Below are 14,638 nucleotides of genomic sequence, written 5' to 3' on the forward strand. Positions count from 1 at the left end.
CTAGTTGTTCGCGTTCGTGCGCAGGGCGCGCGAAAGGGTGAGAAGTTCGTCGACGTCGGCATCCAGCCCGGGGCCGGACGGCGGCGCGATCAATGCGACGGATTCGCCCGGGAATACACCGGCGGCCCGAAGGCCGACCGCGGCGGCGAGTTGATCGGCCAGCCGTGCGGTCGCAGGTCCGTCCTGCCGAATCTTGGTGATATAGGGGCTGATTCGCAGTAGACCGTCCCGGCATTCGATGACCCGCCGATAGAAGCGGCGGTGCACACCGGTGAGCCGTACCCGATCCAGCCACGGATTCACCGGCGCGCGGACCAACGCATCCTCCGGGAACTCCGCATGGAGCACGGTCCACAGCGGACCCAGTGCGTGGTACGCACGCAGGTGGTGCCACCAAATACGCACTGCCGCAACCCTGGTGATCGCGGCGGGCAGCGCGATCCCGATGAGGAACAATGCGCAACCGGGCAGCAGCAGCACCAGCGCGGTCAGGTGGATCGGGGTGGGCAGGTTGGCGTCGGCGAAGAGAAAGGCCCCGTCCAACATGAAGATGACACAGACCGGCACCAGCGTCGCCGACCCCGCCGTGGTGATCAACAGCGCGCGCCGGAACCAACCGACCGCATGGCGGGCGGCCCGACCGGTCGACACCGCGGCGGTCGCCATGGCGGAGAGCATGTACGCGTTCGCGGCCGTGTAGAACACCGCGATGGCGATAACACCGCGGGCGGCCGGTTGCGGGTTCATCGCATTCTTCGCGGCGATGAGCCGCATATCCGTCGGCATGGTCGCGGTCGCCACGATCATCACGATCAATACGGTGATCAGGACCAAGGCATTCCACTTGGCGCGAGCGGCCGCGCGCCGCTGATCGAGCAGGGTGAACAGGAAGAAACACACCATGCAGTACGCACCGGTCAGCACCGATACCTGGCCGATCAATTGCCACCACATGGGATCGAGGCCCAGAAAATCCTGGCCGGTGCCGGCCTGCACTATGCAGGGAATGTTGATGCTCCAGCACGCGACCATCGCGGTGATCCAGCGCAGCCGGATATCGCCCGGCCTGCGCGTCACCAGGGACAGCATCCACACCAGGGCGGCGGCCTCCACCCACTCCACCAGCCGAACCGAGATCACAACCAACCCAGCCTGTCATCCAGTGCGGACTCGAACCGCCGGACGGATTCATCCGATGCGGGCGGCGGCGCGACCAGATCCAACACCGACGCCCACTCCAGGATGATCGTGGCGACCGTCTCGGCTTCGCGTTCCTCGGCCGTGTCATATGACGTGCGGCGCAGGGCGCGACGCACCGCGTCGGGGTTCCAGCCGGCCTCGGGCGGAAACAATTGGCTCATCAACGCATCGTCCTGCTCGTCACCGCCGTGACCGGCGATGATATGTCCCAGCTCGTGCAGGATTATATGATCTTGGTGGGCCTTCGTCGTTTCCTGTTGGTACAGAATGTAATCCGCCTCGGCGGTCGCGATCCACGCCCCGAACGGACCGGAAACCTCGATGGGATGAGCCAGCAGCACGATCGGCCTGCCCCGCCGCTCACCCAGCCGCCGACACAGGGTCACCACATCCAGCGGTGGCCGGATCCCCAACTCGTTGAGCAGGTCTCGGCACCGGCGACGTAGCTCACGTTCGGCCCTCATGCCCCCTGATTCCCTCGCCTTACGCGCCATGGCTTTCCCCACCTTTCTGGCGCATCGCCGTCCAGGCAAAGAGAATACGAAATTCGACGGCGTTGGAAATGGGGTTCAGGCTAGCCCGCCGAAACGAGGCGCGTCAACCTCGGCCGGCATGCGGGGACCGCCATTGCGTTCCGACCGTAAAACGTTGAGCTGGTTCAACTCTCGTTCGATCACCTGCGCGGCTCGGTGGCAACCTGTCGCATGCAATGTTGCGATGCGGGCGATCACGGCGTCGGGTCCGTACGCGGCGATGACGTCCAGCAGGCTGAATCGCTGATCGATGCTCATGCGGCTTTATCCGAAACCGTGATCACGGTGACGGCCCGCAGCGTCGCCGGTATCTCGCCGCCGTCGAAATGGGCGAGGCTCGGCACGAACAAGGTGTCGACGCCGAGGGCGCCCAGTGCGGCGCTCAGCCGTTCGACGGGACGTTCGGTGCGGGCGCAGAACGTGATCGTCTTCCGCAGATCGAATCCCAACCGGTTTGCCAGACTGCGGATTTGAGTTTCGTCCCACTGCTGTCGCGTACCCGCGATATCGCGCCGCAGGTATCCGACAGCACCAGTCCTGGCCATCGTGCCCACCCTCGAGTTCTATCGGTATTCCATGGGCACACACTGGTGGCTGACCCCAGGGGTAGGTCGATTCATCCGAATCCCGTTGACGCCCAGCATGTCCCCGAATGCCGGGGCTTCGAGCATCGCTGACCGAAGCACCCGGACAATCGGCATGTACTGACACCCCTGCGCGCCAGTACATGTGTAGATCCAACTCGTGTACTTATGTATATAGCGCCTACCCTGTCATGCACGTGGGTATATGTCAATCGTTTCGTCATGTACTAGCAAGCTAGCTGAACGCCGACCCGGCCCACCGCCAAAGTCGCCCCACGCCAACGTCATTCGGTTCGCGGTACCGGGAGTCCACCGCGCCGCACCCGATCCCCCACCCGCGAATTCTGTAGTCACCTCTCTGGGGCTACCGGAAGCCACCGAGCTTTCCGGGCCTTGGATCGATGGAACCGGCGGAGCATCAGTTGCGTCATTGATTTGGAGGGAAAGAACGGATCGTGAAGGCGCGTGCCAACTGTCAAGGACGCGCAAGTCCGCCCGCTGGTTCCGGGTACGGGTCAACGGTCCGCTGGGGAACGGGAGGAGTGGTCATGGTTAGATCGATCGCACAGTGCCGCAGGGGAACTCATCCACACCACGTCGAGCAGGCGAGGTGACGATGCGCTTCCGAATCCTGGGCCCATTGGAGATCTCCTCAGGTGATACCACCATCCGAATTCCCGCGGCGAAACAACGTATCGTCCTGGCGGCGTTACTGTGCCAGCCGAATCGAACAGTCTCCGTCAGCGAATTGACCGACGCAGTGTGGTCCGATCAGCCACCGGCGAGAAGCCGTGTGGTTCTTCAGGGATACATCATGCGGATTCGAAAAGCCTTGGCAAAATTCGGAGAACCACCGGACCGGATCGAAACTGTAGCTCCCGGATACCGTATGACGGTCGCCGAGAACGAGCTGGACACAGCCACATTCGACGCCGCGCTGCTCGACGCCGAGCTAGCACTGAGCCGAGGCGATATCGCCGCACACGCCGACCACCTGCAGGACGCGCTTGCGCTGTGGCGAGGCACGGCCCTCATGGATATCGAGTCGGACACCCTGCAGTCGACCGAGGCGCACCGGCTCGCGGAACTGCGCATCATGGCGGTGGAAAAGCTGATTGATGCCTACCTCACGCTGGGCAGACACAGTGCGGCGGCGGTGGAACTCCGCCAACACATCGCCCGAAATCCCTTGCATGAGCGCTTTTACGGTCAGCTCATGATCGCACTCGACCGGACCGGTAGACGGGCCGCAGCTCTGGAAGTCTACCGGCAGGTCAACGAGTTGCTGGCCACCGAACTCGGTATCGAGCCCGATCAAGAGATCCGTCGGCTCGGTGAAGCGATATTGCGCGGGCGAGCCATCGGCTCGATGATCCGACTATCCCTCGGGGCTCGCCGCCAATGACAGACCGGATTGGGCGGCCAACTCCCGGTAGTAGGAGTTCGACTCGAGCAGGTCGTCGTGGGTGCCGATATCCTCGACCCGGCCATTGTTGAGTACGATCACTCGATCGGCATCCCGTACCGTCGAAAACCTATGTGCCGCAACAAGTATCGTGCACTCATGATGTAGCGACCGCATTGTGCGGGAGATCGCCGCCTCGCTGAGCGGATCGAGATTCGACGTCGGCTCGTCGAGCAATAGCAACTCCGGACCGCTCAGCAGTGCTCGCGCGATCGCGAGACGCTGCCGTTCACCACCGGAGAGCGCATGTCCGTGTTCGCCGACCTCGGTGTCCAGCCCTTGCTCCAGCCGGTGCACCACCTCTTCGAGCCCGGCGAGTTCGATGACGCGAGCGACTTCCTGCTCGCTCGCTTCGGGCGCCGCGTACATGAGGTTGTCGCGTAGCGTGCCGTACATTACCGGGGCGCCCTGTTCCACGAGAGCCAGACGACGCCGATAGGTCTTCAAGGCGATCCGATCAATGGGCACGCCGTCCAGCCTGATCGAGCCCCGATCCGGTTCGTAGAAGCGCTCGATCAACGCCAAGAGCGTGGACTTGCCGCTACCCGATTTGCCCACGAGAGCGACCAGGCTGCCGCGTGGAATCTCGAACGAAACCTCGGACAGGATCGACCGATCGCCATAGGCGAAGTCCACACCGTCGACCGACAGGATCGGCCCGCTCGTATTGCGCGCGGATATGGGCGCCGTTGCGCTCGAACCGGATTCGTCCCCGGTCTCGATGTCCATGCCGAACACTTCCGCGACCCGCTGGAAAGCCGCCATACCCTTCTGCATTGCCCCGAGCAGTCCGATCGCACTCACGATCGGGGTGGCCAACTGCATGAAATACAGCAGGAATGCGACCAGCTGACCCACTTGCAGTCGATCACTGGCCACCATGATCCCGCCGACGAGAAGGACGACCAGAAATGCTCCGTGGGCGGCCAGCATCGTGGCGGGTCTGATCGCGGCGTCGAGCCGCGCCGCCCGCACCCCATTCTGGTACGCCGCGCGGGCTCGACCGACGAGCCTGGTCCGCTCCTGCTCCTCGGCCAGGCTGGCGCGCACGGTACGAAGTGCGCTCAGCGCGCGTTCGGTATCCGCGGTCAGCGCACCGACACTGGCCTGTGCGCCCTCGGTCGCCAGTCGAATCCCGGCGAGCGCCCCCGCGACGAGCACACCCGCGCACAGCACCGTGAGCAGGACGACGAGTGTCATGAGCGGGCTCAAATAGATCATGATCGCTACCGCGGCCACGCTCGACACCAGTGCTATACCCAGTTGTACGAAGCTGGTCACCGCATCTTCGCGGAGCAAAGTCGTATCCGCACCCAGGCGCGAAACCAGGTCACCCACCCGCGATCTATCGAGAATATTCAGCCGCAGATGGAGGAACCTGTCGATCAGTCTCGTCCTGAGATCGAGGACAACACTTTCACCGGTCCGGCTTATCAGAAAGTTGCCGACCGCCTCGAATACCGCCTGGGCGATAAATATCGCGACAACCAACAGCACCGTACCCGCGATCGGGTCGCTTGCCGATACCGCATCAATGATGTGCATCGTCAATAGCGGTTGAACCATTCCGGCAGCGGTACCCAATACCATCAACAGCGTTCCGGATACCACCTTTCCGCGGTGCTTCCGGAGCAGTGCGATCAGATCGCGGTAGCGCACTCTTGTCGAATTCTGCTGAGTCATCGAATCACTCACTGTTCGATCGGTGGAACCACGATCAACCGGCTGAGGTAATCGTATGGCACCAACTCGTTGACCAACTTTCCCTCGGCCTCCACCCAGGCGTGCGCACCGAATGGTGGCAGGTTCTGCACGCCGATGCACCAGGTCGGCCACTGACCGAAGAACCGGCACAACAATACGGTGGACAGCGATCGCACGAGACAACCGTCCCGTCCGGCACAACGCATGCTGATCGCAACGACGGCATTGCGCGCCGCGACCGCCGACTCGTGCGAGGCAGGGTGCGCACCACGCCGAACCACCATGAGTATCTGGCGAATTCGATACGGCGGCAGGTGAGTGAGCGCGGTCGCGACCACGATCATGAACCGTGCGACCGCTCCGTGCACCCACCGTACCCGTGCGGTCGGCAACTCCAGAACACCTTGGTAGGTCATGGGATCAGCAACCCTTTCGACACGATCTCGTCCACGAACTCCGTCAGATCTCTTCGCGCCTGTTCGAGTTCGATGTCGTACTCCGCGGCCACGGCCGAGGCTGCCGCGTCCAGTTCGCCACCGGCGAGCAATGTTTCCACGACGACTCGGCCTGTGCCATTGATTTCCCAGTAGGTGCCGGACCGTCCATCGAGCAAAACATAACCGTCACGGGTCTTCGCCACATCGACGTGCGCGGCAAACCTGCGAGTCACCTACTCCTCCTCAGAAATCGAAGCGACCGGACAGCGAACCGAGCCACAATTCGTTGGACAGTGTGTTGTCCAAATTCGCGTCCGCGAAATTGGAATGCCACGGTTTCCCCAGGAGATCCTCGAGATGATCGATGTCAACCAGCCCACGGCGACCCAAGTGCGAATCACGCCAGATCGCGGCGAGATCCGCCTGATACCGACGCAATCCCTCGGCTTTGTCCGCGGCACCGGCACCTTTCGTCTGACGGGTGAGCAACGAAGGTGATATGACATCTTTCATCGCGACCTTGATGAGGGTCTTGAAATCCCATGGCGTCGCCCGCTCCAGCGGCCGCACGGCCAAACACGCCTCGACTACCCGATCGTCGAAATACGGCGATTCCATCGGCAAGCCCCGCGCTGCACTCAGCTGGTGCAGGATCCGGGTGATACGGGTGCCGTGCCGGACAATGAAGAGATCCGAATGGATGCCGCGCCGTGCCGACAGCGGTGTCGCGGCATCGGCCGCCATCCGCAGTGCCTCACTCGCGATCTCGACGGCATCGGCACTGAGCCATGATGGGACCCGAGGTGCCATATCCCAACCCAGCAGCTGATATGTCTGCGGTGTCTGCCTGTGGCGGACTTGTCCTGCCGCGTTACGAAGCCAGTCCGCATACGACCCGCGCCTCAGGATGGTCGACAGCACCGGCAGGAGTGGCCATCGCTCCTGTGCCCGATTCGCCCGCAAGTGCCGAACGGCCACGACGGGGTGGCGGCCGAGTTCGTCGCGGCAGTGTGCGAGTGGCGGGGTGAGCAGGTGATCACCACCGATGCCGGTCAGGTGGATCCCAGCACCACCCTCGATCAGCCGCTCGTACCCGGCGAACTGCCGGGCCGCGTCGAGAACTGTCGGCGTCGGCTCATCCACTTGTGGAACGGAGTCGTGCACGCCGGAGTAGAACAGTGGCAGTTCATCGGCGGGCACGATCAGATGAGTTATCTCGGGCAGATCGTCTGCGGCCTGCAACGCGAACTTCATATCGTCGTCGGCCGGATCACGGCTTGCGATGGTGCGGGCCAGGACCCGCTTGGCACCTGCGGCGGCGAGATAACAGACCGGTGTGGAATCCAATCCGCCGGACAGGTCGCAGCTGACAATTCCGCTGTCGCGGGTTCGCGCGTTGACCGCTGCGTCGAGCGCATCCCTGAGTCGCGCCGCGCCTGCCGCGAGTGGCAGCACCGGCTCCGGCGGCTGCCACCATGAATGTGCGGATGCAGTTCGGCCGTTCGCGCGAATCGCCGAATAGGTTCCCGGCTCGATCAATTCGACGCCGTGCCACATCGACCGATCGTTGAGTGGGTATGGGATGAAATCCAACAGCCGCAAGGCCAGCATCTGGTCATCCAGGTGCGCGCCGGCTAGACCCGCCAGCACGTCGGCTCGATCGCTCGCCACCAGGATTCCGTCGATTCGGGCGACGTACATGCGCCGCATGCCCAAGGCCGTACCCTGCACCCGAATATGGCTGCCATCGGTGGCGATCAAATTGTGACTACCGATCAGCGACGCAGCGAAGCCATCGAGCGCATGCACCGTCGACGCCTGTTTGGCCGCAACCTCCAGAACAGCCGAATTCTGTTGCCCCACACCGATTGTGGCGAGCAGGCAGGTGCCCGACCTGCCGACTGTCAATTCTTGGTCGGTCCAAGAGCCCAGCAACCACGGGCGACCAGACGGATGGTCCACCCGCTGCAGATACTGCCCGGACAACCGTTCGGCCACGGTGAGGGCCTCCGCGGCGTCGGGCAAGACGATGAAGAAGCCCCCACCGAGCGACATCAGTCGTTCCTTTCTACCAGCGTCTAAAGATTACTTGCCGAGCGGAACCACGATGATCGGCTCGGGAATGCCGCGCCGGAGATTGCCTGTGTCTTTGCGGAAATTACCCCTGTCGATCACCACGGGCTTGTCGTACTTCTGCTTCTTCACGGTCATTTCGACTCTCCTATTGCGAGAACGATGCGCCGACTTCCCGACACATCAACCCGTTCCTCTCGAGCGGGCTGTCTCGATCATCACGAACCCCGCTAGTTTCTCGCTGTAGTCCGATTGTTCCCCCGCTGTTTTTCCTCTCACCCACCGTTGCCGACAGGAATTCCATGGTCCGAATCCGGAGCTGTTATACCCGGGAATTTCTGCCGCTATCGAAATATCAATCCCTCTCATAAACAATTGAAGAACCAACATCATGCTTGGACCCGTTCGGCCCGAAAACAAGCTCGATCCGATCCCGTGGTCGAAGTGCCCGATAACAGCGAACCCCACCGAGGCGATCGCCACTACACCTCGGTGTAAACGGTGTGCAGGTCAACCAGCATGGGGCTGTCGTGCCCGCTGGACCGCCGCCCGGGCCCAGCACCGACGGCCGCAAGGTTCTCATCGAATCCCGCTCCGCTGTAACAGGCCAGCACGGTTTGGCTGGTGTCATATCCCTTGGCCGCCAACAATTCTCGAGCACGTCGCAATCGGTCCACATGGCCGATGGTCATGGTGCGGTCCCATTTGACTTCACCCAGGGATAAGATGCGTCGCGGCTGACCGGTCTCCTCGGGCGCCAAAACCGCGACATCGATCTGAATCTGCCGCTTGTCACGCGGATCGCTGACCGTCGCGGCCGCCACGTGCCCGGGCAGATCGCCGAAAACCTCAGGCCCCACCGACATTGCCCAGTCCCGACAGATCCCCTCGAAATGCGGGCCGACCACCTGTGACAGAAATGTGGCACGCGAATTGCGCCATGCCGCTTCGGTATTCCCACGTTCCAACCGAGTCCACTCCCGCCGCATGATCGCCTCGTAGAACACGATCAGCGGCTCGGCCACCCGATACACCGACTTGGCCCGATTGAACGGATCCGCTTCCCGAACCACCAGCTGCGAATCCTCGAGCACCGACAGCGGATGCCCGATATCGGTGGAGCTGCGTCCGATGGCGTTCGCGATACCACCCCGCGTCGTGTGCCCGCCCGCGATCGCGCCCAGCACCGCGTGATACAAAGCCACATCCCGAATCTCGGTCTCCTCCGCCAACAGATACCGTGCCTCCCGGAACAGCGGCACCTGCGGATTGAGCACCGTCCGCAACACCCAGGAATCGAAATCCGCCAAGGACTCCGGCGCATCACCCGCGACGAACTCACGCCGATAGGCCGGCGTCCCACCCACGATCGAATGCACCAACACCGCCAACCGTGGATCCGCGAGCCCCCAGAACCGAGCCGACTCCCGATAACCGAGTGGCTTGACAATCAACTCCAAACTCGCGCGGCCACGCAACGGCGCACTACCGGCCAGCAACCGGCCCATCACCGACATCGCCGACCCGCACAACAACACCCGCGAACCCGCCCGCCGCGCATAGCCGCGGGGGTCGAGCGCACGCTGCAGTACCGAAGGCAACGAAGGACTCGCTTTGGTCAGATACGGAAACTCATCGATAACGACCAGCCCATCCCCCACCACCGCGAACAACCGCTCGAACGCCTCGTCCCAATCCCGGAACGCATACCGACCACCACCGGCATGCGCGGCCACCGCGGCACCGAACCCCGCCAACGCCTCGATCTCGGTCGCATCGGTCGCCGTGAAGAAGAAGCCCCCCACCACATTTGCCAACGCATCCAGCAAGAACGTCTTGCCCTGCCGCCGCCGTCCACTGACGATTCCCAACCGCACATCCGGACTCGACGAGGTGGCAAACCGCACCAACCCGTCCCACTCACGGTCGCGGTCGAACACTCGATTCGGTTTCACCAAGTCAGCCACGCTTAGAACTATACTTCTAAGAAGTACACTTCTATGACTGCAGCCCAAGCGCGGCACAGCTGCGACAGCGTCGAGTCACCGTTGTCGGTGATCCGGATCGGGAGTAATCGGCCGCAAAGGCGACCATGTTCATCATCGCGGCAAACCGTCACCGCCAAGCATTACGCCACCCGCAATCGCAAGGTCGACAAGAGCGCTTGATCGACTCGGAGCGCTGTGCATCGTTGCCAGAAGCCGCCAATGAGCAGCCATCCACTCAGCCACGCACCTCCGCAGACAAGGTAACGAGCACGTCGTCCATGGAAAAGACGTACAGCCCTGTCGATTGGAGCTCTGGCAACCACAGATACTTGCGACCATACGCAGTGCACACGCGCTCAGCCCCGCTGAGGATGCCCGAAATGGATTGACAACTTGGCTTCCTCAGACACTGAGCCAACTCCAGCCCCGAGAATCGGTCGCCTGGATTATCGATCAATACCGAGAACAACATCCGGGCGGACTCAGGTCGCCCCAGACCTTGCGGGCCAGTTCCACGTCATGGGACGTACACGGCTCCCTGTAGGTTTGCGCACGCATTCGCCAAACCCTGCCGCTTCGGCGGCGTATTTGCAACCGAAATAGCTTGCACAACAACGACTCCCGATCCTAACCTGTAGTTTCAGGTCACCCAGATCCTACCGCCACAGACACATGCTAGATGCCCCGTAGCACGGACTGGCCCACAAAATCCAGCCAGGTTCGACAGTCATATATTCGCGGCCCACCCGTCATTTGACGCTATTGAGGATACGGAAGGCAGCTGTCTTTGATAGTGCTCAGACAATACAACATCGGCGCCGGCCACAAGCACTGGCGGATAAAGGTCAGGAACCTGGATTATTTCCTCAGCGAGCCTAACCGATCCCGGAAGTATGATCTCTCCCGGAGGATAGTAACGCACTGTCGATCTTGGCGCCGCAAGATAGACTTTCTTAACAATTTCTATCAAGTCTGCATTGTATTCCATCACCTTACGACTATCACCCATAAGAATCATTCGCATGCACCAATCTGCGAGTGCACCTTCAAGTTTCTTTTCCGACTCCGCTATCGCCATAGCAATCCGAGCCCTCGCCTCCGGTCGAGTGCGTGAAGCAAAAGCAATTTTAAGCCGTAAATCGTCGGCGCGAAGTAGATCATTTGCCAAACTCACCGGCAATTCCCTGAAGCGGGAAGTACTAACCATCTGTATTTCAATGAGGATTCTATCAAGGATAGAATCGGTAACCCGTTCGATCACGCGCGCGTCATCAACGCTTTCTCTGATCACACATTCAGGAGCACACATGAAATATGCATACAGCCAGCCAGCGATTCTTACTGGATCCCCTTCCAACTCGCTCTTCATATGCCTCCACCACTCAGCGTCAGACTTATGTTTCCTAACCTCCAAACAAAATTGGACCGGATACTGACTAGAACGCAAAGGGATGCTCTTTGGTCTTCTTCGGAGAAGGCCAACTATCGCTAATTCCCAGGACAGCCATGTCTCCCCTAAGGTTGATTCCAGAGCACCTAGGACACTCTCAAGCGCCTCTGTATCCGCCGGCTCTGGCTCCGACCACTCTGGCAGCAAACAACCAGATATATGCGCGACCATCGAAGCAATTTCTGGACAAAGCCCTTGCGAAAGGTCGCCCCCTTTTGCGCCAGGCACAAAGGATCTCCGCCTGGAGGGCGTTCGAATGATGGCACGAGACTGATTAAGCCTGGAAAATACCGGGTTTAAAATTGACTTGCGCCAGTAGACAGGAAGCTGTCCGTTTGAGAAACGTATCACGGCATCAAGTTGCGCTTCAGAGCTTCCGAGTAAGGCCGCATGCCCGCCCGCAAGAAGCAGATTTTTAAATTCCTCACCGAGTTCAGCGAGCGTGACTGCATCCTCGGCAGCCAACGCTCCGAGCACACCCGCACACGCGCCAATCTTCAACCACTTCGCCAATGCCGAGGAACTATCCAAGTCAAATTCCGGCCTTGCCTTCAACCATTCACTGGCGGCAATTGTTCCGTCGCTTGTGGACAAATACCCGAGGAGCTCTGAATACTCCTCTTGCGCAGCCGCGCTTACGGCGGACAGTGCTCGGTTAATAATAAGGTTGGCAATATAATCTCGATCCCCTTCACGTCGGGGTATGGGAGTTACGCCACCGAGACCTCGTCGTGGATTGGTGGCGTACCGCAAGGCTAGATTATCCGCAGTGGCAATAGTGATACGTCTGGCGACCCTGGGGGCTTGGTCGAATACACGATCCTGCATGAGTGCCGACGCGACCATGCGAGGAAATGACGTTCCAGCACCTGCGCCAACGGTTACATTTTCCTCGATCTGATCGGCCAGCCCGGCAATCTCGCCGACGGAATAGAACCCCGCATAGAACCTAGTCACGTTAAACCAGAACGGATTCCTTGATACCGCTTGAAAAATCTCTGGCTTGGTTCCACTTTTCGGACGACCAGAGGGGCTGTACGGCGACGTGTGATAAAGGTGGTACCCCGCAAAATATTCGCGCAAGGGTTGAACCTCGAATTCGAATGTATCTTGCACGTTGCTGACGATCATTACTATTCGGTGCACTACACCGTCGAGCAGTTGAGCTACCGAGTCTCGTTTATGCTCTCGCCCATCAAGGAAGGTTGCAATTAGCTCACGCAACCTTGCACCGGTGACTCGACCGTCGCTTCTCTCCGACTCGGCGGATGCATGGATCATCCATCCCAGATATCCGTGCAGATCGATCAGCAATTGCCTGTTTTCGCGGACTATTCTATTCTTCGCGGCTTCTCGGTTGAAATATATGTTAATATAGTTTCGGTAGAGCTCAGTCCGGTGATCAGGCAATCCTTGCCCGTGGGTATGGACCAGATTAAGCAGAATAGTCAGCTGCATAGCGTTGTGCGCAAGATCTCGAACATGAGCGCTCGACAGCTTGGCAGCTATTGTTCTCTGTATTTCAGAGATTTCATCCGCTCTTAGCTTTTTGGCCTTTGCCCAGCGGTTGGCGTAGTCATGCACAAGCGATTCATCTATCGACGATAATGTGTAATACCGCCATGGGTCGGGTTGCAGGCGCGGAGTACTAGCAATCGCTGCTGGTCTGCTTGAAACAACAATTTGAGTCAAGGGCGACGAGGAGGCTATCCGAGACGACGCCGCGTCGACTGCATCTACTATTATCTTTCGGTCCGCATGCGAGGCTACCTCATCGAGACCGTCAAGAACGATTAGTGAAGGAGTCTTGGAAAAGAACTCATGCAGATCATCTACGCTGAATGACCGTCCACCGGACAGGCGATGCACTTGAGCCGCTAAGAATGTTTCCAAACTGAGGACAATATCATCCGGCAAGGGTGCCCCCGAGAATGGATCTCGACGTTGAAACCAAGACGAAAGATCTCGGAGATCCACTTTGAAGGGAACTCGCGCAGGCGCGCTTCTGTAAATCTGGTCTACACGACTGAGCCCCTTATCGTCACCAAGCAATCTCATCCGCTGGATCTGGCATATAAATTGCGCAAGGGTTGATTTTCCCTGGCCAGCCCCCCCTTCCACCACGATTCGAGTCATTGTGGCGAATTTTGCTGTGTGCAGGATAAATGCAGCGCCCCCATAGGCTTGGTTCCTATCAGCCAAGAAATGCCGTCTGTTAACCAACGAGCGGCTATCAATTTCTTCCTGCAACGAGACCTCGTCCAAGGCTTCGTAATGAGACGACGATTCTTGCGGTCTTACAGGGACATCGATAAATAGAGATATCAAGTCAGTGGACTGCAGGTCCGCCTGCTTGAATTTTATATCCTTGTCATCTTTATGTTGCTCTTCGAGGTAACCTTTTACAGCCTGATAGCGACGGCTTTCCGTATCAGCGTTGGACTCGGTGACCAAGTATTGAAACATATCGCGACCGGACAGAATCTCGACGAAATTCCATTTCAGATCCGATAAATTATTTAGCCTGGCATCGAGATCCGCTCTCCACCATATTTGACCGTTCATGGTCTCTGGCAGAATCTCGTTAAGGTAGCATTGGGCTCTATCCATCGCCCCCACTGACCGAGCGGAGCTGCCTCCAAGGTTTGTCATCAGTACATAGCGCTCGAAGCCTTCCGAAGCGAGGCGTGCAATATTGGACTTCTCGCTATCTATACATTTCTTGATGTGAGTATATGGATCATCGTTTTTCAATCTTTCCCGTTTGAATTTAATCTGAAACACTACTCGTTCACCGGACTCGAGGACTACAAGAGCATCCCTGCCACCGTCGCGTTGGCCTATCGGGAAGCATTGGACATGCCGGTACTCACGCACCAGTATGGCTTGGCACAACTCTTGGAAGCGATCCGGATTGAGGTGCTCGTAGCTGTATTGCATCAATTGGCCTTCTGGGCAATGAACCAAGTCTTGGGTGAGCGCATCACTCTACACATTCGGAAAGCGTTAGGGAAAGCCAGGTACAGCACCGATCGCTACGTCCTTAGATACCGACCGAATGGTATTTAACAATTGCGAGGGTGCTGAATTTGGTGCCGTCGATGTGACACACGTCGACGAGCTGCAAGGCTAGACGAGTGAGTCCGAACCGGTTTAGTGGTCGAAGGCGATGAGGGAGCGGGTGACTGGTTGTCCGGTGTGGTG

At 59.5% G+C, this 14,638-nt stretch carries 13 protein-coding genes; 1 reads left to right on the forward strand and 12 read right to left on the reverse strand.

Translation table 11 applies throughout. From position 1 onward, the window contains the following. From LGY53_RS36130 to LGY53_RS36145, 4 genes are all read right to left on the reverse strand, one after another. Complete coding sequence (locus LGY53_RS36130) at positions 1 to 1,140, reverse strand: MAB_1171c family putative transporter (protein WP_225731187.1); 1,140 nt, start codon at positions 1,138 to 1,140, stop codon at positions 1 to 3. Next, positions 1,137 to 1,541 (reverse strand): ImmA/IrrE family metallo-endopeptidase, encoded by a 405-nt coding sequence (locus LGY53_RS36135; RefSeq protein ID WP_225731188.1) that lies wholly within the window; start codon positions 1,539 to 1,541, stop codon positions 1,137 to 1,139. The genes LGY53_RS36130 and LGY53_RS36135 overlap by 4 nt, the downstream gene beginning before the upstream one ends. Before the next feature lie 228 nt (positions 1,542 to 1,769). Further along, on the reverse strand, positions 1,770 to 1,991 hold the full coding sequence (locus LGY53_RS36140) for a hypothetical protein (protein WP_225731189.1): 222 nt from the start codon (positions 1,989 to 1,991) through the stop codon (positions 1,770 to 1,772). Further along, positions 1,988 to 2,278, reverse strand: a complete 291-nt coding sequence (locus LGY53_RS36145) for a hypothetical protein (RefSeq protein WP_225731190.1) — start codon at positions 2,276 to 2,278, stop codon at positions 1,988 to 1,990. Before LGY53_RS36145 ends, LGY53_RS36140 begins: the two co-directional genes overlap by 4 nt. A gap of 679 nt (positions 2,279 to 2,957) precedes the next feature. On the opposite strand from LGY53_RS36145, the gene LGY53_RS36150 reads away from it, so the two are divergent. Then, complete coding sequence (locus LGY53_RS36150) at positions 2,958 to 3,722, forward strand: AfsR/SARP family transcriptional regulator (protein ID WP_225731191.1); 765 nt, start codon at positions 2,958 to 2,960, stop codon at positions 3,720 to 3,722. On the opposite strand, the gene LGY53_RS36155 is transcribed toward LGY53_RS36150, so the two are convergent. From LGY53_RS36155 to LGY53_RS36190, 8 genes are all read right to left on the reverse strand, one after another. After that, positions 3,696 to 5,465 (reverse strand): ABC transporter ATP-binding protein, encoded by a 1,770-nt coding sequence (locus tag LGY53_RS36155; RefSeq protein ID WP_225731192.1) that lies wholly within the window; start codon positions 5,463 to 5,465, stop codon positions 3,696 to 3,698. The two genes, LGY53_RS36150 and LGY53_RS36155, sit on opposite strands and share 27 nt — an antisense overlap. A gap of 8 nt (positions 5,466 to 5,473) precedes the next feature. Continuing rightward, on the reverse strand, positions 5,474 to 5,902 hold the full coding sequence (locus LGY53_RS36160) for a lasso peptide biosynthesis B2 protein (RefSeq protein WP_225731193.1): 429 nt from the start codon (positions 5,900 to 5,902) through the stop codon (positions 5,474 to 5,476). Then, positions 5,899 to 6,156, reverse strand: coding sequence for a lasso peptide biosynthesis PqqD family chaperone (locus LGY53_RS36165; protein ID WP_225731194.1), 258 nt, complete (start codon positions 6,154 to 6,156; stop codon positions 5,899 to 5,901). The genes LGY53_RS36160 and LGY53_RS36165 overlap by 4 nt, the downstream gene beginning before the upstream one ends. 10 nt (positions 6,157 to 6,166) lie before the next feature. Then, positions 6,167 to 7,978: an asparagine synthase-related protein gene (locus LGY53_RS36170; RefSeq protein ID WP_225731195.1), complete on the reverse strand. Its 1,812-nt coding sequence runs from the start codon at positions 7,976 to 7,978 to the stop codon at positions 6,167 to 6,169. Between the two features lie 30 nt (positions 7,979 to 8,008). Beyond that, entirely contained in the window at positions 8,009 to 8,134 is a 126-nt protein-coding gene (locus LGY53_RS36175) for a keywimysin-related RiPP (RefSeq protein WP_225731196.1), read from the reverse strand. A 344-nt stretch (positions 8,135 to 8,478) separates the two neighbouring features. After that, a complete protein-coding gene (locus LGY53_RS36180; protein WP_225731197.1) occupies positions 8,479 to 10,020 on the reverse strand; it encodes an ATP-binding protein in 1,542 nt (513 codons plus the stop codon). Positions 10,021 to 10,219: 199 nt separating this feature from the next. Further along, on the reverse strand, positions 10,220 to 10,456 hold the full coding sequence (locus tag LGY53_RS44520) for a DUF6416 domain-containing protein (protein ID WP_225731198.1): 237 nt from the start codon (positions 10,454 to 10,456) through the stop codon (positions 10,220 to 10,222). 255 nt (positions 10,457 to 10,711) lie between these two features. Continuing rightward, complete coding sequence (locus LGY53_RS36190) at positions 10,712 to 14,374, reverse strand: NACHT domain-containing NTPase (protein ID WP_225731199.1); 3,663 nt, start codon at positions 14,372 to 14,374, stop codon at positions 10,712 to 10,714. Between the last annotated feature and the right edge of the window lie 264 nt (positions 14,375 to 14,638).

It is taken from the genome of Nocardia sp. JCM 34519.1 (assembly GCF_020361265.1).
GTDB classification, from domain to species: domain Bacteria; phylum Actinomycetota; class Actinomycetes; order Mycobacteriales; family Mycobacteriaceae; genus Nocardia; species Nocardia arthritidis_A.